General features: G+C 60.0%; 15 protein-coding genes. 11 read left to right on the forward strand and 4 right to left on the reverse strand.

All coding sequences use genetic code 11. The features are described from left to right. Nucleotides 1-44 precede the first annotated feature (44 nt). The 4 genes from KTJ78_RS12640 to KTJ78_RS12655 are packed head-to-tail and all read left to right on the forward strand — an operon-like array spanning nucleotide 45 to nucleotide 4472. A complete protein-coding gene (locus tag KTJ78_RS12640; RefSeq protein ID WP_217136361.1) occupies nucleotides 45-1544 on the forward strand; it encodes an ABC transporter ATP-binding protein in 1500 nt (499 codons plus the stop codon). Then, a complete protein-coding gene (locus tag KTJ78_RS12645) occupies nucleotides 1541-2782 on the forward strand; it encodes an ABC transporter permease (RefSeq protein ID WP_217136362.1) in 1242 nt (413 codons plus the stop codon). The genes KTJ78_RS12640 and KTJ78_RS12645 overlap by 4 nt, the downstream gene beginning before the upstream one ends. After that, nucleotides 2782-4056, forward strand: a complete 1275-nt coding sequence (locus tag KTJ78_RS12650) for an ABC transporter permease (RefSeq protein WP_217136365.1) — start codon at nucleotides 2782-2784, stop codon at nucleotides 4054-4056. The genes KTJ78_RS12645 and KTJ78_RS12650 overlap by 1 nt, the downstream gene beginning before the upstream one ends. After that, nucleotides 4056-4472 (forward strand): cytidine deaminase, encoded by a 417-nt coding sequence (locus KTJ78_RS12655; RefSeq protein ID WP_217136366.1) that lies wholly within the window; start codon nucleotides 4056-4058, stop codon nucleotides 4470-4472. Before KTJ78_RS12650 ends, KTJ78_RS12655 begins: the two co-directional genes overlap by 1 nt. A 29-nt stretch (nucleotides 4473-4501) precedes the next feature. On the opposite strand, the gene hemQ is transcribed toward KTJ78_RS12655, so the two are convergent. Both hemQ and KTJ78_RS12665 read right to left on the reverse strand, forming a co-directional pair. Beyond that, the gene (gene hemQ / locus KTJ78_RS12660) at nucleotides 4502-5212 is read right to left on the reverse strand and encodes a hydrogen peroxide-dependent heme synthase (RefSeq protein WP_217136368.1); all 711 of its coding nucleotides are present in this window, start codon (nucleotides 5210-5212) and stop codon (nucleotides 4502-4504) included. Between the two features lie 44 nt (nucleotides 5213-5256). Next, nucleotides 5257-6354, reverse strand: a complete 1098-nt coding sequence (locus KTJ78_RS12665; RefSeq protein ID WP_217136369.1) for a ferrochelatase — start codon at nucleotides 6352-6354, stop codon at nucleotides 5257-5259. A 109-nt stretch (nucleotides 6355-6463) separates the two neighbouring features. Between KTJ78_RS12665 and KTJ78_RS12670 the strand changes: the two genes are divergently transcribed. From KTJ78_RS12670 to KTJ78_RS12685, 4 genes are read left to right on the forward strand one after another with little or no spacing between them, the layout of a single operon-like run. Continuing rightward, nucleotides 6464-7513, forward strand: a complete 1050-nt coding sequence (locus KTJ78_RS12670; RefSeq protein WP_217136370.1) for a FecCD family ABC transporter permease — start codon at nucleotides 6464-6466, stop codon at nucleotides 7511-7513. Further along, entirely contained in the window at nucleotides 7510-8280 is a 771-nt protein-coding gene (locus KTJ78_RS12675; RefSeq protein WP_217136371.1) for an ABC transporter ATP-binding protein, read from the forward strand. Before KTJ78_RS12670 ends, KTJ78_RS12675 begins: the two co-directional genes overlap by 4 nt. A 24-nt stretch (nucleotides 8281-8304) precedes the next feature. Continuing rightward, entirely contained in the window at nucleotides 8305-9249 is a 945-nt protein-coding gene (locus KTJ78_RS12680) for an ABC transporter substrate-binding protein (protein ID WP_217136372.1), read from the forward strand. 50 nt (nucleotides 9250-9299) lie between these two features. Then, the gene (locus KTJ78_RS12685) at nucleotides 9300-10040 is read left to right on the forward strand and encodes a FadR/GntR family transcriptional regulator (protein ID WP_217136373.1); all 741 of its coding nucleotides are present in this window, start codon (nucleotides 9300-9302) and stop codon (nucleotides 10038-10040) included. 79 nt (nucleotides 10041-10119) lie between these two features. Here KTJ78_RS12685 and KTJ78_RS12690 read toward each other — a convergent pair whose 3' ends face one another. Next, the gene (locus KTJ78_RS12690) at nucleotides 10120-11436 is read right to left on the reverse strand and encodes an MFS transporter (protein WP_217136374.1); all 1317 of its coding nucleotides are present in this window, start codon (nucleotides 11434-11436) and stop codon (nucleotides 10120-10122) included. Between the two features lie 125 nt (nucleotides 11437-11561). Here KTJ78_RS12690 and KTJ78_RS12695 point away from each other — a divergent pair, with 125 nt between their 5' ends. Both KTJ78_RS12695 and KTJ78_RS12700 read left to right on the forward strand, forming a co-directional pair. Further along, on the forward strand, nucleotides 11562-12374 hold the full coding sequence (locus KTJ78_RS12695) for a DUF5819 family protein (RefSeq protein ID WP_217136375.1): 813 nt from the start codon (nucleotides 11562-11564) through the stop codon (nucleotides 12372-12374). Between the two features lie 64 nt (nucleotides 12375-12438). Then, the gene (locus KTJ78_RS12700) at nucleotides 12439-13377 is read left to right on the forward strand and encodes an HTTM domain-containing protein (RefSeq protein WP_217136376.1); all 939 of its coding nucleotides are present in this window, start codon (nucleotides 12439-12441) and stop codon (nucleotides 13375-13377) included. Nucleotides 13378-13562: 185 nt separating this feature from the next. Here the strand turns inward: KTJ78_RS12700 and KTJ78_RS12705 are convergent, their stop codons facing one another. Further along, a complete protein-coding gene (locus KTJ78_RS12705) occupies nucleotides 13563-15932 on the reverse strand; it encodes a helix-turn-helix transcriptional regulator (RefSeq protein WP_217136377.1) in 2370 nt (789 codons plus the stop codon). Between the two features lie 478 nt (nucleotides 15933-16410). On the opposite strand from KTJ78_RS12705, the gene KTJ78_RS12710 reads away from it, so the two are divergent. Further along, the coding region (locus KTJ78_RS12710; protein WP_217136379.1) for a choice-of-anchor G family protein at nucleotides 16411-18690 on the forward strand (2280 nt) is incomplete at its 3' end.

Below are 18690 nucleotides of genomic sequence, written 5' to 3' on the forward strand. Positions count from 1 at the left end.
TTCGGGTGCGCCGCACGAGGGAAGCGGATCGGGGCACACTCTCCATGAAACTTGAGTTCAGAGGCGTTACAAAGCGCTTCGGGTCGTTCACCGCGAACGACAAGATCGATCTCACCGTCGAACCGGGCGAGATTCACTCGCTGCTCGGCGAGAACGGTGCGGGCAAATCAACGCTGATGAACGTGCTGTTCGGGCTTCTTGACCCCGACGAGGGAGAAATTCTGCTCGATGGAGAGCCGGTTGCGTTCGACGGCCCCGGAGACGCGATGGCCGCGGGCATCGGCATGGTGCATCAGCACTTCATGCTCATTCCGGTCTTCACGGTCGCCGAGAACGTGATGCTCGGTCACGAGCCAACCCGCGGTGGTGGGCTGCTCGACCTTGACGCGGCGCGTTCAATGGTGCGTGAGATTTCGGCCCGCTTCGGCTTCAACCTCGACCCCGACGCCAAGGTCGAAGACCTGCCGGTGGGTGCGCAGCAGCGCGTCGAAATCGTCAAGGCGCTTGCGCGCGACGTTCAGGTGCTCGTGCTCGATGAGCCCACGGCGGTGCTCACCCCGCAAGAGACCGACGAACTCATGAACATTATGAGGCAGCTTGCCCAGGCCGGCACCTCAATCATCTTTATTACCCACAAGCTTCGCGAGGTCAAGGCCGTTGCCGACAAGATTACGGTGATGCGCCTCGGCAAGGTCGTGGGTGAGGGCTCGAATCAAGACTCAACGTCGAGGCTTGCTGAGCTCATGGTCGGCCGCTCGGTCGAACTGACGACCGCAAAGCAGCAGGCAAACCCCGGCGAGGTGAAGCTGCAGGTTTCAAACCTCACGCTCGTGAGCCAACAGGGCGTCGCCCTGCTCGATAACGTGTCGTTTGACATTCGTGCGGGCGAGGTGCTCGCGGTTGCGGGCGTTCAGGGCAACGGGCAAACCGAGCTTACCGAGACGCTCATTGGGTTGCGCCACGGCGCGAAAGGCTCGGTGACGCTCGACGGCACCGAGATGCTCGGCAAGACGGTGAAAGAGCTCATCGATATGGGCATTGGGTACGTGCCCGAAGATCGCTCGAGTGACGGCGTCATTGGCAACTTCACGGTCGCCGAAAACTTGATGCTCAACCGCAGCTGGGGCGAGCCGTTCGTGAAAGCGGGCTCACTGCAGCTCGGCTACCGAGAGCGCTTCGCCAACGAGGCCATCGCTGAGTTCGATATTCGCACGCAGGGCCCGAACGCCAAGGTGAGCAGTCTCTCTGGCGGTAACCAGCAGAAGGTCATCATCGCGCGCGAACTCCTGAGCGATACGCAGCTGTTCATCGCGTCGCAGCCCACGAGAGGCGTCGACGTCGGCTCAATCGAGTTCATTCACGAGCGCATCATCGGCCTGCGTGACGCGGGCCTGCCGGTGCTCATCGTGTCGACCGAACTCGACGAAGTGCTAAACCTGGCCGACCGCATCGCGGTCATGTACCAGGGCAAGATCGTGGGCATCGTTCCCGCAGACACCCCTCGAACCACGCTGGGAGAAATGATGGCGGGAGCGTCAGCATGACCGAGACAACCAAAGCGCCGGCCGAGCAAGCACAGCCCGGTACCCTGCAGCTCGCACTGCGCGAGATCTTCGGGGCGAGTTTCACGCGCACCGTGCTCGCGATCGTTATCGGCTTCGTGGTGGGTGCCGTGCTCATCGTCATCACGAACGAAGAGTTTCTCGCTTCGGTGGGGTACTTCTTCCAGCGCCCGGGCGACGCGCTCGGGGCGGCTTGGAACGCGGTGTACACCGGCTACAGCTCGCTCTTTACCGGGTCGATCTTCAACTCGAGCGCAAACACCTTTGATGTCGCGATTCGTCCATTCACCGAGACCCTGAGGTTCGCCGCACCGCTCATTCTTGCCGGCCTCGGCATTGCACTCTCGTTCAAGGTTGGCCTCTTTAACATCGGTGGCCTTGGTCAGATGCTCGTGGCTATCGCGGGCGCCTCATGGGTCTCGTTTGCGGTACCCATGCCAGTCGTGCTGCACATGCTCGTGGCCATGGCGGTCGGTGTTCTCGCGGCGATGGTCTGGGGCGGCATCGTCGGCCTACTGAAGGCTGCGACGGGCGCTCACGAGGTCATCGTGACGATCATGATGAACTACATCGCCCTCTACGCGGTCTCGTACGCGATGCGTGCGGGCTTCTTGCACTCGCCCGATGCGGGCACGAACCCCAAGACCCCGCCGCCACTCGAAACGGCTCAATACCCAGCGCTGCTCGGCGATTCGTACCGCCTGCACCTGGGCTTCATCGTCGCGGTGCTGGGCGTCGTGCTGTACTGGTGGCTCATGGAGCGCTCGTCGCTCGGCTTCAGGCTTCGCGCTGTCGGTGAGAACCCGAGCGCAGCGGCAACGTCTGGCATGAAGGTTTCGACGCTCTACATCATCACGATGGCGCTCAGCGCGATGTTCGTCGGCTTTGCCGGCGTCAACCAGGTGCTCGGAGGAAGCGTCGGTCTCACGGCCTCGGCTGACTCGGGCATTGGTTTTGACGCGATCACCGTGGCGCTGCTGGGCGGCGGTAACGCGATCGGCATCTTCTTCGCTGGCCTGCTCTTCGGCGCAATGAAGGCCGGCGGCCCAGCGATGCAGATCGCGGGTGTGAGCCCCGAGGTGCTCGTTGTCGTACAGGGCGTCATCGTGCTCTTCATTGCGGCTCCGCCGCTCGTGCGCGCGATCTTCAGGCTTCCCAAGAGCGTTGAGAACGGGCCCATCGCCCAGAAATTCTCACGCACGAAGAAAGGCGGCGAATAATGACCGCGACCGCTCATGAGTCAACTGCCCACGAGGCCATTGTGCGCCCCGTCGACTGGCGTGCGCCCATCTCGTTCATCGTGTTCGCCCTGGTGGGTTTCTTTGCCTTTGGGTTGAACGGCCCCTCGACAGACGTGGTATTTTCCTGGGCGTCGAAGGGTACTCCGAGCCTGCTGTCTGACATTACCGTGAATGCTCGCACCCTCGGGTTCGTCATCGGTAGCCTGATGCTCGTTATCACCGCCCTGACCCTCTGGCTTGCTCTCACGAGGCGCAAAATTTCAGCGTGGATCGTCGTCGGCTTTGCGCTGCTCTTTCTCGTCGGGCTGCTCGGCTGGGTCGGCGCGGGCGGCCGAGTGCCGATTGTGTACCTGCTCACCGGTGCGATCGCCTTCTCGGTTCCGGTGGTGCTTGGAGCTCTCGCAGGCGCCATGGGCGAGCGTGCGGGCGTGACGAACATCGCGATCGAGGGCCAGCTGCTCATGGGTGCCTTCACCGCCGCTTTCGTCGGCACGATCACGGGCAACCTCATCATCGCGATGTTTGCCGGCATGATTTCTGGTTCGCTCATCGGTGCGCTGCTCGCGGTCTTCTCGGTGAAGTACCACGTCGACCAGATCATCGTCGGTGTCGTGGTGAACGTGCTCGTCGCCGGCATTACGAGCTTTGTTCACTCTTCGATGATGACTCGCGATGAGCAGGCCTACAACTATCCTGGCACCCTGCCTGCGATCCGCATCCCGTTGCTCTCTGAGATTCCGGTGATTGGGCCGGTGCTCTTCAACCAGCGAATCACGACCTACCTCATGTTTGCGCTCGTCATCTTCGTGACGGTGCTGCTCTACAAGACGCGCACGGGCCTCAGGCTGCGCGCGGTTGGCGAGCACCCGCTCGCTGCCGACACCGTGGGCATCAACGTCAACCGCACCCGTTTCTGGGTTGTGACGCTCTCGGGGCTCATTGCGGGCCTCGGCGGCGTGGCGCTCTCGATCGGCTCGGTGGGCGGATTCATTCGCGAGATGAGCGCGGGGCAGGGCTACATTGCTCTCGCCTGCGTGATTCTTGGGCGCTGGAACCCACTTGCGGCAACGGCTGCGGCGTTCCTGTTCGGGTTCTCGAAGCAGTTTGGGGTGTGGGCGGCTCAGGCCGGCGCAGCGATTCCGACCGACTTCATCAACATGATCCCGTACATCGTGACGCTCATCGCGGTTGGCGGTTTCGTTGGCCGTTCGATCGCCCCAGCGGCGATCAACAAGCCCTACGTGAAGTCGTAATGAGCACCGCGAGAGAGATTGATTGGCAGGCGCTGCGTGACGCGGCGGTCGAAGCGATGCAGCGGGCCTACGCGCCCTACTCGGAGTTTCCGGTGGGGGCCGCGGCCCTCGTCGATGACGGCCGCATCATTGCGGGCTGCAACGTCGAGAATGCGAGTTACGGTGTGGGGCTGTGCGCCGAGTGCACCCTCGTCGGGCAGCTGCAGCTCACGGGCGGCGGCAGACTCGTCGCTTTCGACTGCGTTGACGGCCGTGGCAACACCCTCATGCCGTGCGGGCGGTGCCGTCAGCTACTCTTTGAGGCGAGCACGCCCGGCATGCTGCTCAACACCGTCTCTGGTGTGAAGACGATCGAAGAAGTGCTGCCAGACGCATTTGGGCCGCGCACACTCGAAGCGTACGCGGCCCAAGAATAGTCGCGGCGTGAGGCCGCGGCTCGTGTCGGCTAGCGACCCCTGACGGTCACGCGCGAGAGCAGCTCTTCAGCGCTGCGGCGTGGGCCCGTGAAGAACGGGGTCTCTTCGATGACGTGCAGGCGTGCCTCGACGGCGCGCAGCTCACGCATGAGGTCGACGATGCGGGTGAGCTCGTCTGACTCGAAGGTGAGTAGCCACTCGTAGTCGCCGAGGGCGAACGAGGCGAGCGTGTTCGCGAGAACATCGCCGTAGTCGCGCGCGGCCATGCCGTGCTCGCGCAGCATGCGGCTGCGGTCGGCTTTGTCGATAAGGTACCACTCGCGTGAACGCACGAAGGGGTACACACACACGAAGTCCTTCGGCTCGTCGCCCGCGAGGAACGCGGGAACGTGCGAGCGGTTGAACTCGGCGGGGCGGTGCACACCGATGTTTGACCATACGGGCACGAGCCTGCCGCATGACCAGTCACGAATCATGCTGTAGGCGAGCTGCAGGGTCTCGGTATCGGTCGCGTGCATCCACACGAGCAGGTCGGCGTCGGCTCTGAAACCGGTGATGTCGTACCAGCCGCGAATGGTGAGGCCCGACACCTTCTTCAGCGATTTCAGGAGCTTCGAAACTGAGTCGCGGGGAGCCGGAGCATCAAGGTTCTCGCGAAACACAGAGTACATGGCGTAGTTAGTCTGGGCGTTGATCTCTTCAGCAACGTGAGTGTGATCTACCACCGGGCGCGCATTCATGTGAAGGCCTTTCAGTTCGATGAGGTGGGGGTGAAAACGACTGGTTAGTCTTCGGGGCCTGCGAGCACGGGAATGTTCGTGACCTCGCCGTGACGCATGCGGCAGCTGTCGGCCGGTGCCACGTCGGGAAAAGCGCCGAGTGCGCCGACGGTCACTGCCTCAACGCTCTCTCCACGCTCGCGTGCTGAGCGCTCGACGATCATGTCGACGATGCTCTTGACGAAGGGGGCAGCGGTGCCGACGGTTGCGGCGCGTGCCGACTCGATCTTCATCTCGCCCGCCGTCTCGGTCGCCTCTATGTCGAGGTCAAACGCGACCTCCATATGGTCAGAGATGAAGCCGATGGGGGCAATAACGATCTTGGTAACGCCCTGGGCAGCGAGTGCTTCGATGTGGTCGTTGACATCGGGCTCGAGCCATGGAGTGCGTGGATCGCCCGAGCGTGAGCAGTATGAGAGTGACGAGGGCAGTGCCTCGCCGTAGCGCTCTTCGAGCATCGCGTCGATCGACTGGCGAACGTCTTCGTGCTGCTCGCGGTAGCCGGGGCCGGTCACGGCCGAGGCGTCTTGCATGGTGTCTGGAATCGAGTGGGTGACGTACACGATGTGAGCGCCCTTGATGCCGCCGGTGAGCGTCTCTCCCGCAGCGACGATCGCGTCGAAGTTGCTCTGCACAAACCCGGGAGTGTTGAAGAAGGGGCGAAGAATGTCAATCTCGGGTGCTGATTCACCGAGTTCGGCAACCGCTGCTGCGAGGTGCTCGCGGTACTGGCGGCTTCCCGAGTACGAGGCATAGGCGCTCGTGACGAGGGTCAGCACGCGCTTCGTTCCGAAGGCGCTCGCGTCGCGCAGCGCGTCGACCGTGTAGGGGTGCCAGTTGCGGTTGCCCCAGATAACCGGGAGCGTGATGCCGCGTGAGTGAAGCTCGTCTTCGAGCGCCTGGCGCAGTGCGAGGTTCTGCTCGTTAATGGGGCTACGACCGCCGAAGTGGTAGTAGTGCTCGCCGACCTCGGCGAGACGCTCTTCGGGGATTCCCTTGCCGACAGTGACGTTTTTCAGAAACGGAATGACGTCGTCGGGGGTGTTCGGGCCACCGAAAGAACAGAGGAGAAGTGCATCGTATGGAATCACGGTGTTGCTCATGCTGAGACTGTATCTCAGGAAAGCTGTACGTCTGATGTATAACATCAGATGTGGAAATCATACGTCTGACGTGACCACTCTAGCCCCAGTTATGCATAAGGAGCAATGCGTGCCCGCTACCGAAACTCGTGCCGCCAAGCCGGCGAACGCGGGCGTCGCCTCCCTCAAAGGGCTCGGCGTTGTGGTGTTGGGGCTGCTTCTCATCGCCGTTGCTGCGGTGATCTCGCTCTCGGTCGGCGTCGTGGGGCTTGGCTGGCAGGAATCGCTGCAGGCACTGTTTGCGAGAGACACCGTTGAAACTCGCACCGAAGCGGTGATTTGGTCGATCCGCCTGCCTCGCATTCTTGTGGCGATGCTTGTCGGCGCGACCCTCGCGACCGTCGGCGCGGTCATGCAGGCAATCTTGCGCAACCCGCTCGCAGAACCCGGCGTGACCGGTGTCTCGGCGGGGGCCGCAGTCGGCGCGGTCGCGAGCATCACCCTGGGCGGCGTGAGCAACGCCGCATGGGGCATTCCGGTCGCGGCCTTCGCTGGCGCCGCCGTTGTCGCCTTCTTGCTCTTATTCGTGCTGCAAACGCGCAAAGATCTCGGCCCCGCCACGATTATTCTCGTGGGCGTTTCGATCAACGCGCTCGCGGGCGCGCTCATCAACGTGCTGGTGGCCAACGCGCCCGATGACGCCCTGGTGCGCAGTGCCATGTTCTGGCTCGCTGGCGACCTCGATTTGCGCACCTGGCAGCACGTCACGATCGCGGCGGTGCCGATCAGTATCGGGCTCGTGATCCTCTTTATGCGGCGACGCAAGCTTGACGCCCTCTCACTCGGCGAACAGATCGCCGCGACGAGCGGGGTGAACGTCGCTCGTGAGCGGATCGTGCTGCTGCTCGTCGCATCGCTCATCACCGGAGCCGCCGTCGCGGTAGCCGGAATCATTTCGTTTGTGGGGCTCGTGGTTCCCCACGCGATTCGCCTCGTTGCCGGCGCCCAGCACGCGAGGCTCCTGCCGCTCTCGGCACTTGGCGGGGCGCTCTTCATGGTCGTTGCCGACACGATTGCCCGCTCGGCCTTCGGCCCCGTCGTGATTCAGACGGGGGTGGTCGCTGCGCTTGTGGGCGCACCGATCTTCCTCTTTCTCTTGCTCAGAAGGAAGCGCGCATGAACCCGGCCCTCACCCTGCAATCGTTCGGGGCAATGCGCGGCGGCAAAGCGCTCGCTGCGGCGCTCAGCATTCGACTCGAGCCGGGAACCGTGCTCGGGGTCGTAGGCCCGAACGGCGTCGGCAAGTCATCGCTGTTGCAGGCCATCGCTGGCGCGGGCGTTGCCCACTACGGTGAGGCGCTCTACGACGATGCCTCGCTGCAGCGCATGCGTGCGAAGGAGCGAGCGAGGGTCATCTCGCTGCTCGCCCAAGACACGGGAGCGCCCGATGAGTTGCTCGTGCACGAGCTTGTGAGCGTCGGTTCGCTCGCCGGCGGTCGCTCAGACCTCACCGGGGCGAGTTACCGGGCACTTGAAGAGTCAGGCATCGGGCACCTCGCACAGCGCCGGTTCGGAACGCTCTCTGGCGGGCAACAGCAGCTCGTGCAGCTCGCCCGCGTCCTTGCGCAAGACACTCCGGTTGTCGTGCTCGACGAGCCGACCGCCGCGCTTGATCTCTTGCACCAGCGGGCCGTCGAGCAGACGATGCGCAGGCTCGGCAACGACGGCAAGATCGTTATCGCCGCGGTGCACGACCTGAGCCTCGCGCTCAACAGCTGCACGCGGGTGCTGTTGCTCGACCGCACGGGCGGCACGCACATCGGCGAGCCGCGCGACGTGCTCGCAGCCGACCTCGTGCACCAGGCGTACGGGGTGCACACCGAAATTCTTACCGCCCCCGGTGGGCGGCACATTCTTTCGCCGACCGAGTCGGTGAACGGCCTCTAAACCATAAACACTAAAGGAACACCCATGACAACGATGAACCGGGCTGCCAAGCTCGTGGCCGCCGCTGCGGCCAGCGCGCTCATGCTCACGCTCGCAGCGTGCTCGACCTCAACCGAGGCTCCCAAGGAGCAGCCGGAGGCGACGACCGAGACCGCCGAGAAGGTGACCCCCGAGCGCATTGCGGCCCTCAGCTATGAGGCGACCGAGGTGCTCGCCGAGCTCGGCCTTGAAGACCACATCGTGATGATGCCCGAGGCGGTTCGCAACCCGGTGCTCGGCGGCCACATCGAACAGCTCGCAAACGTCGAGAGCACCTACGCCGTTGAAAAAGAGCTCGACGCCGAGACCGTGATCGACCTCTCACCCGACCTCGTGATTATGACGCCGCGCCACGGCGCCGAAGACACGATTGGCACCGTGCTTCAGCACGCGGGCATCGAGACCTTGCTCACCCCGAACACCTGGTCGACGCCAGAAGATCTCATTGAAAACGTCGAGCTCATCGGAGCAGAGGTCGGCGCCAGCGACAAAGCGGCAGAGCTGAGCAGTACCCTACGCGAGGGGCTCACCGAGCGGGCTAAGGCTGACGGCGACGCACCGCGCGTGCTGCTGCTCAGCAACCAGGCTGGCCGCCCCTTCATTACCGCGGCTAACGCCTTCCCATCGCACCTCTTGGGCCTTGCCGGCGCAACGAACGTGAGCGCCGAACTTGGCATCGAGACGACCGGGCCCATTCAGGCAGAGCAGGTCGTCGAGGCAAACCCCGATGGCATCGTGCTCATCGACATGAACGGCTCGGGCGATCGCCTCTTCTCAGAGCTACTCGGTAACGACGCTGTGAACGGTCTCGACGCGATCTCGCAAGACCGCGTGCTGCGCGTTGAGGGAAGCGATGTGCAGGCGCTCGGCCTCACCACGACTATTCATGGTCTCGACACTCTCGCTTCCTGGGTTGAGAGCTTACGCTAGGCATATTGAAGATATAGTACAAGGAGGTTGGTTCGAGAAAGGGAACGTTCATGAGCGCGATCACGAGAGGTTCGCAGAAGTCGCAAGACACACTTGCGTTTCTTCGGGCGCGTATTTCTCAGGGCGATTGGGCCGTGGGCGAGCGTATTCCCAAAGAACCCGAGCTGATGGAGCTCATCGGCGTCGGTAAATCGACCGTGCGAGAGGCTGTTCGCTCACTCGCAAACCTTGGCATGCTTGAGACGATTCCGGGTGTGGGCACGTTCGTTCGTGCCCGCACACCGGTTTCGTCGGTTCTTTCACAGTTCCTCATGGACCACGACATCGAAGAAGTGCTCGTGTACCGCAGGTCGCTCGAGATCGAGGCGGCGCAGCACGCGGCGATCCACCGCACCGATGAGCAGCTTGAGCAGATCCGCGAGGCATACGAACGACTGCTCGTTCCCGGCGCCGAGACCGGCTCACTCGGCTCACTGAGCTCCTTTCACCACTTGATCGTTGAGGCGAGCGGATCGAAGCTGCTCCAAGACCTCTACCTTGGCGTCATGAGCGTGCTCAAGAAAGCGATTTCAGAGGGGCGCGTGTTTCACGGTCTCGATGACGCAACGCAGCATCGCGACCATGCCGCGGTGCTTCAGGCGATTGAACAGCGCGACGTGCGCAACGCGGCCCACTCGATGGCCCTGCACGTCGATCGCGACCTCGGCTTGAGGGTCGAAGAAGACATGCTTGATATTCAGCAACAGACCGAGCGTGCGAGCACCCTCATCGAGGCAGGCTTCGACTCCTAGGTCAGCCCGGTGGGGTGAATGCGCGCCTCAGACGGTACTGAGCGCGCTGCTGACGGTACTGGGCAGGCTGTAGGCGATGCTATTCGTCGCGTGCTTCGATCGCCGTTGCCTGCACGGGCAGCAGGAGCAGCAGGCCGACGAGCACGACAAACACGATGCCGAGAATGCCGTAGATCGTGCTGCCGCCGATGACCACCGCGACTGAGAAGGCCGCCGGTGAGAGGAACGAGACGGCCCTGCCGGTCGTCGCGTAGAGCCCGAAGATTTCGCCCTCGCGGCCCTTGGGAATGAGCTTGGCGAGGTAGGTGCGGCTCGAAGACTGCACGGGCCCAACGAACACGCACAGTAGCAGGCCAAACACCCAGAACACCCATGTGCCGAAGTCTGCGAGCATGAAGACGAGCAGCCCGAACAGCACCATCGAGACGAGGGAGCCGACCATGATGTTCTTTGCGCCGAGGCGATCCTCGAGTGCGCCACATAAGATCGTGGCGAGACCGGCGACGACGTTTGCGGCGATGGCAAAGATGATGACGGTGTCAGCAGAGAAGCCGAACGAAGCCGCCGCGATGACGCCGCCGAACGCGAAGACGCCGGCGAGGCCGTCACGAAAGACGGCGCTCGCAAAGAGGTAGAAGAGGGTTTGCCGAGCGGTCTTCCACAGGTTCGAAATCGTGCGAAAGAGGTCGCGATAGGCAGAGACGACGGTGGCACGCTCACGGTTTGGTGTCGCGTCGATCTCGGGCACGGCGAAGAGCACGGGAAGGGCAAAGACGCCGAACCATACTGCCGAAAAGAGCATTGCGATGCGAATGTTCCATGCGTTGTCGGCGGTAACGCCGAACCAGCCCTCGTCTGGAAAGATGAAGCCGACGAGCAGAATGCCGAGCAGCACGATGCCGCCGATATAGCCCATGCCCCAGCCGAAGCCAGATACCTTACCAACGTTGGCATTCGTCGACACCTGCGTGAGCATCGAGTTGTAACTGACACTCGCGAACTCGAACGCGACGTTGCCGACCGCGAGCACGATGAGCGCGAAGGTGAGGTATCGCTCTTCGGGCGCCACGAATACGAGCAGTGCGATACAGACGGCCACGATAGCGCTGTTGACGCCGAGCCAGCGCCTGCGATGACCGCCTGAGTCAGAGATGCGCCCGGCGATGGGCGCCACGAGCGCAATCACGATGCCCGCGATGGTGAGCGCAAAGCCCAGCTTCGGCGAAACGACTGACTCGTCGCCGAAAGCTCCGCTCACAAGATAGGTGGCAAATACAAAGGTCGTGACTACAGCGTTGAATGCTGCCGAGCCCCAGTCCCACAAAGACCAGGCGAACACGACCCGCTTCTTTACAGGAGTGTCGTCTTCAGAGGTGCTCATGGGCAGAGTCGTCATGGGTCACACAATAGCCGATGCGTGCGACGCGTGGGTTAACGAAGTCACCCCTTTGTCTGGGTATGGAAGTGAAGCGGTAGTCGCTAGACATGCGTACGATGAGACGAAACAGCATGAGAGAAACGATGACAAAAGATATCAGCACAACAATCAATGCAGAGGGTACGGAAAGACCATCCCTATCTGCTCGCTTTTCGACGGTGGTCGCGATGGCGCTTAGCCTTTTGATCATGGTGGGTACGGTGCTTATGGTTTTGCCTCAGGGCACACCAATGAAGAAAGAGCTGCAGTCTGTGGCGGCACCGTACTTTGCTCAAAACTGGCGGGTGTTCGCACCGAACATCATGAAAGCGAACTTTTCGCTCGAGATGAGGGCGCAGTGGTTCGAAGACGAGAAGCTCGTCAAATCTGACTGGGTGTCAATCACCGATCTCGAGACCAAAAATGTGCACGGAAATGTTGTTCCCTCGCGTATTCAGAAGAACAGCTGGAATCTCTCTCAAGCTTTTCGTAAGCGTTATAACGCGTTGAATGATGAGCAGAAAGCCCGGGTCAAAGATACCTTTATTCAAAAGGGAGAGAGCGGCTTCGAAGCGATCCCTAGCGAAGAACTCATTGCAGAACTTGGCAAAAAAGACGCTAATGTGATCCGTTTCTTACGCATGGACTACATGACAATGCGTTACCTATCGCTCTATGCCAGGGCAGGCTTTGAAAAAGATATTGAACGAGTTCAATGGCGTATCATGCTTGACCGACCAAACGACTTCACGCATCGTTTTGATGATGAGAAACAATTTGAGCCCTCTGTCGTGACCTTTGGCTGGCGTCAGTCAAACGTGCGTGCTCCGAAGAATGTTGTTGACGAATATCGTGCGGTTATAGAGCGCATGGGTGCAGAAAAGATGTTTAGAGAGGCAGCAGCGAATGGTCAATAATTCTCTCTTCGACCGGGTGGTCGTGTGGTTCACCAGCCGGCAACACAATCTACGAAGTTTTTCAATGTTGAGAATTTTGTATGGCATTGGCCTTTTACTTCTTCTCGTGCCGAGCATCCCGGAGCGCGCACTGCTCTGGGGTCATGCCTCGTTCTGGGCAGACCCTGAAGCGAAACGACGGGGTTTTCATACCTTCGACTTCATTTTCACGAAGTCATCACCGGTACTGTTTGACATAGCGTTTTTCGGCCTGATTCTTGTTGTGGTGCTCTTTCTCATTGGCTGGCACACCCGCATTATGACGTTCGTGTTGCTGGTCATGCTCGTCTCGTTGCAGGCAAATAACCCATACGTGTTGAATGGTGGCGATACGCTCATGCGAATCACTCTTTTCTTCATGCTTTTTGCGAACCTTGGTGAGTTTTATTCGCTTGATGCGAGGCGTCGCTCGAGAGCGCTCCTTGCTGGAAAAAGTAAGCGTGCTTGGGTGCCAGCTCACGTCTCAAACGCCGCTCACAATGCCGCTCTCATCTTGGGGTGCTTTCAAATTGTGGTTGTTTACGTCACCTCAGGGGTGTGGAAGCTCGTGGGCGATGAGTGGCTCGATGGTACGGCGCTCTTCTATGCTCTGAGGCTCGATGTGTTCATGGCTTACCCGATGGTTAATGAACTTATTTGGCAGTCGTCTCTCGTCATCTATGTCGCGACCTTTATTGCGTTGTGGGTGCAAACGCTTTTCCCGCTGATGATTCTGTGGCGGCCCACGAGGATCTTTGCCTTGGCGAGCCTGATTTTCATGCACCTGGGTATCGCTGTTTTGTTGGGGCTCTGGCCGTTCTCGCTCGCGATGATCGCTCTCGATATGTTGTTCGTGCGGGATGCGTCGTGGGTTAGTGCTTTCGCGTGGGTACAACGCAGTAAAGCGTTCAACGCAGCCCGTGAGGCGTGCAGTCGTGCCACATCCGCGATAAAGGGTAGCGTCGCTCCTCGAAGAGTGGGATAGGAAGAAACATCTTCCCTCACGTCGTATAGATTTCCGTCTCTCTGAGACAAGACCATACGGGTGCCCACTCTTGCGCAAGGGTTCGGTTAAACCATTCGACCGGTTTGGGTGTTGAGTGGGGTAACCCTCATCTTGCCGAGATTTGCAGCTCTTTCGAGCGTTCACAATGCCCTAAGGAACGACAGCTAATGCTCGTGAGGTAAGAGCTGCGAGAGATCCTTTCTGCTCTTTGCTCCAAGCTTCGCCCGAGCCTGGGCAATGTGCGATTCGATCGTGCGAATCTTGATTCCGAGTGCCTCGGCGATTGCCTTATTTGAAAGTCCCTGAGCCGCGAGCTTGGCTGCTGCAAGCTCGCGGTGCGAGAGCTTCAGCACCTCGGGCAGGCGCAACGAGATATTGGTGTGCCAGGGGGCAACATGTCTGGCGGTTTCTTTGATCGCCTCGAGCTTGGTGTTGCACTCAGCTACTTTGCTTGAGGCCCTTCTCGAGGTATAAATCTGGCGGGCATCATGGAGCGCGTTGAACGCGAGGGAGACGTGCCCGTACTGGTGAAAAGTGTCGGCGACACGCGACAGTGCGTGAGGGTTCATTTCGGCCTTTGCGGCGAGGTGCGTTCTCGCGAGTCTGATGATGGGAAGAACATTATCGGTATCGGCGTGCATTGAGCGCGTGCGTAAGAGCACGTCGAAACGACCTGCATAGTAGAGGTGCTGCCTACCGACCGGCAACGTTGTTGCGAGGTGGTTGTAGAGGTGATCAGATGAATCGGCAGCGACCGCGCTCACGGCTCTGCTCAGCACCTCGAGATATTTTTTGAGACGCAACCCAACGAGTTCGGGTATAGCGCGGGTCAGGCCGTGGAGCTCTCGTGCGCAAGCGACGAGGTCTGAGCGCTTCGCCGCGTGGTCTGCGTGCTCAAGGAGCGTGATCCACGACTGGTGATAGGCGGCAGCCGGGAAAAAGCCCGCTGCGATGCGCAGTTCTTTGACTCGCAGGCTGAACTCGCCCGCGAGGTACGCGATGAGTGCTTGAGCGATGAGCACGGTGGCGGCTATCTCAGCGATACCGGGGTGCAGTGTTCGCCCGAAAAGGGGCTGTCGTGAAGCATTGCGAAGCCAAGAACGGACAGAAGGGTTTTGACCGTGCCACACCAGGTCGAGGTCGATGAGTGCCTGGTGTGCGTCGCGAACAATGCGCTCCGGATGCTCGCTCAGTGAGTCGTGCAGGTCAGGCACAGGGTTCTCGATGTCTGGATTGTTCCACGACTGCCAGAGATGAAACTCGTGATGATCGTGAGACGGGTGTTCCTCAGGTACAGGGACCGGGTCGGCGAGGTCATTACCGTACCTCGCGTGCGCATGGGCATGCATGAAACGGGCACCGGTTAGCGTGTTGCTGCACGAACTCCCGTGCAGCGTAGCGAGTGACTCGTCGAGCTCGGCTGAGTGCCCCTGGCGGATGTGCATACGGGCCTGATCGAGGGGTGAAATCTGATGATCAATTTGGGCAATTTGTAACATCACCGAACGATAGTTTTCAGGTGCCGCAAACTGCACCTTTTCAGAAAATGTTCGCTCAAGGAGGTCCTTATAGGGAGCAATGAGATGGCTCTTCTCGGCGGTAGCGAGCAGGCGCGCAACATCGGTATTTCGTGCACAAAATGTTGCGTCGCGCCCACGGAGCTGGATGCCAATGTGTTCAAATAGCAGCAACCGTTCAGCCGCGTGCATGCTCGCAGAACTGAGTTCGTCACTCGGGCACAGTTCACGCAGTGCCGCACCGATGAACGGTGCGACCGTGTGCCGGTCATTCGACCCGTGGCTTGTGAGAATTGACTTCGCGACGAGTTCGCGTACGTGTTGACGGTCAAAAACGTTCGCCGCGCTTGTCAAGCTGAGGGGCTCTATTTCAGAGAGAATGATCGCCGTGCACATGGTCTGTGACTCTAAATCACGAAACATCTCAACGAGTCTCGCAATTTCTGGAAGCCGTGCCGGAGGCAGCGGCGAAGCAGGAATCGCGGCGAACGGTCTGTCAGTAAGGTGGCCGAGGCTCCACATGGTCGTCAGATCGCGGATCCACCCATATCTCCCGTAAGAAAGCTCGGCGATGGCCTCACGACTGAGTATGTCGGGCAACTGCTCGCCCGCGCATTGGTTGACGAGCAGCTGAATTTCGGCGAATGGAAGAGGGTCGATGCGAATGTGAACAAACCCCGTTGGGCCGGCTGACTGCGCATCGGATGCGCTCAAGGACTTGAGAGATGAGAGAAGAGCTCGGCTACTTGAGTCGTGCTCACTCGCGATGAGGAAGAGGCCTCCGTGGTCGGCGAACGTGGTGAGACGCGCAAGGTCAGCCTTCGTGATGGCTTCAGCATGTTCCGCAACGAAGAGCACGGGAGCGTTCAGGTCGCGAAGCTGGTCAGGCGACGGTAACGGTGATGGTGCGCGAATAACCGTAAACGTCTGCTTGAGCTCAACGATCACTTCTCGTACGAGATCTGCTGTGGCGCTACCAAGCGGTGCAGTGATAAGAACACTATGTTGATAAGCCAAATGCTCTGTGATTGAACCCGGTACTGCGTCTCTCTTTTCAACGGTATCAATCGATACGTCGTGTGAAAAATGCGTCTTCATCTCACTCCTTTTGGCTATTGGCTAAGCCAGGAGCGGGGGTTGAACCCCGAAAAACATCAGCTGCCTCCTTTTGTGTAAGTAGTTTCCCCCAGCTTTGAGGATAGTTATACCCCAGACGTGGGGCAAAGGGGAAATTCCTCGTATTATGCCGTTTTATTCGGTATTTTGAACCAAAAAATCTGAGGTTTTATGACTTTCGGCAGTAGAAATTTAGCCCAGACATCGTAATTTTGTCGCCCAAATGTCGTAATGCTGAACGCCGTAGGTCGTCGGGGGTCTCGCTTCATAGTCTTAGCCCCGTGGGCAAGGGCACCAATGTGCCAAACGGGCGTTGAGGCCGGTTTTCCACGTCTCTGTTCGACTGCAAGAGATAACAATCTAGGGTTAAGGAGTTACCTTGAAAGCAGTAATACCGAAGGCGGGTTACACCCGTCGAAGAGGGCTGAGGGGAGTAGCGCTTACTGCTGCCGCGTCGGTCGTCATCGCACCAGCGATGGCAACGGCAGTTGTGACTCCCGCTCACGCAGCCTTCTCGTACGACTCTGACGCGGCATCGGCCGCTCAGGGCGAGATCGTATTCGCCGACGCGCTCGGTCTTGAGCTCGTAGACTCAGGACTTACACGATCGAGCTACCCCGGAGCCGTTGGGCCCGACCGGAATCAACTTGACGTGGGGCTTTTGGGCAACACGCTGATTGATCTTGGTCCCGGCCTCCAGCTCCCCCTCTTTAAGAACGCCGACGGACGCGGCCTGATCGATCTCGGTGAAGTTGGTGCGTGGTCAAGTTATGCATCATCGCCCTCGCACACCGAGTCGAAGGCATCGGCCGGCGGGATCGGTGAAGGCGGTGCTATCGCAGTCAGCCCGAACCAGGGTGTTGGCACGAACCCCGCATACGTTGACCTCATTGACCTTTTCGGTCAGGTCGGTGTTGACGTTCTGACCGACAACCTGCTCGACCAGGCTCGCCTGCAAATTGGTGCTCTCGCCTCGTCAGTTGACTGCACAAGCGGAGACTGCACCTCGCAGTATGTCGTCGCTGGTGCTGACCTGCGACTGCGCAGCCCTCTCGTGGGAACCGTCGATAATGTGATTACCTCGGTGCTTAATGAGGCCATCAAGCCTGTCGACGCGCTCGTCAACCAGAATGGCCCGCTCAACGCAGTGCTTGGCCAGATCAAGAACACGATTAACGCTGTTCAGGTTTCGACCCCTGCAGCCGGTGCACGCATTAAGTCGAATGACCTTCAGGTTTCAATCGACGGCCTCGATCAGGTTGTGGCGCACATCACTCAGACGCTTCTGCAAGACCCCTGGACGAATGACTCGGGGTCGATCGTGATCGAGCCGAACACTGGCATGGTGCAGGTTGACCTCGCCAAGCTCGCCGGAGGGCCTAACGGGCTCAACGGTCTCGACCCGAACACCGAGGTGTTCTCAGAGCAGTTCGTGCAGGCGGTGACCACCGGTATTGCCGACACGGTTGCTGGGGTTACGACCAAGATCAACGATATGGTCATGGGCTCTCTGAACAATCTGTCGCTCACGATTGCTGGCGATATTAACGTTCAGGGTCATCTGCCATACGTTCCTTTTATTGGTTCGCCTAACTGGCAGAACGTTGTCGGTGGCGGTTTAACGATCAAGGGCAGCATCGCTGACTTTGCTGGCCTGAGTGGAACAAAGCCAACGATTAAGTTCGACTTCGCCCTGCCTGGACCATTCCAGGTCATTGCAGACGTACTTGCTGGCGTAGTCAACACTGCGACTGACGCAGTCTCGGGTGTGCTCACGAGCGCACTTGGGCCGATCGTTCTGAACGCGCTCGACCTTGTCACCTCAGGGCTCACCCCCGCGGTGAACAAGATCACCGAGACGGTCTTCAAACCGCTTAACCCCGTGCTGGAGGCAATCGCCGATAAGGTCGTCTCATTGCGGATCAACGAGCAGCCAACCGCTGCACCGCTGAACCGTTCGGGTGGCGACCTGGGTGATGGGTCATTCACAGTTCGTGCCCTCTCATTGACGCTTCTGCCCGGTAACAACAGCGGGCACGCAGCGAGCGGAGTAGCGAAGCTTGCACTCGCGTCATCGACTGCCAAGAGCGCTGATGAAGCCGCTGAAGACGTGCTGATCACCTCTCCTGGTGACGCTGATGAGGTTACCGCAGGCGACCTTCCCGTCAAGGGAACCGGCGAGCCCGGTGCAGACATTACGGTTGAACTCAAAGACGCCGACGGTAACGTCGTCGCAACCGAGACGACCGTTGTCGGTGAAGACGGCACCTGGACTGTCACGTTTGATGATGTCGAACCAGGCGATTACACGGTTCGTGCCGAGCAGGATTTCGAGGGCCAGCTCTCGGAAGACGAAGTAACGATCAAGGTCGTTGAGGACGAAGACACAGAGACTGAAGCTTCAGAGACTGAGGCTGCAGAGACTGAGGCTGCAGAGACTGAGGCTGCAGAGACTGAGGCTGCAGAGACTGAGGCTGCAGAGACTGAGGCTGCAGAGACTGAGGCTGCAGAGACTGAGGCTGCAGAGACTGAGGCTGCAGAGACTGAGGCTGCAGAGACTGAGGCTGCAGAGACTGAGGCTGCAGAGACTGAGGCTGCAGAGACTGAGGCTGCAGAGACTGAGGCTGCAGAGACTGAGGCTGCAGAGACTGAGGCTGCA

It is taken from the genome of Leucobacter chinensis (assembly GCF_019049105.1).
Taxonomy (GTDB): domain Bacteria; phylum Actinomycetota; class Actinomycetes; order Actinomycetales; family Microbacteriaceae; genus Leucobacter_A; species Leucobacter_A chinensis.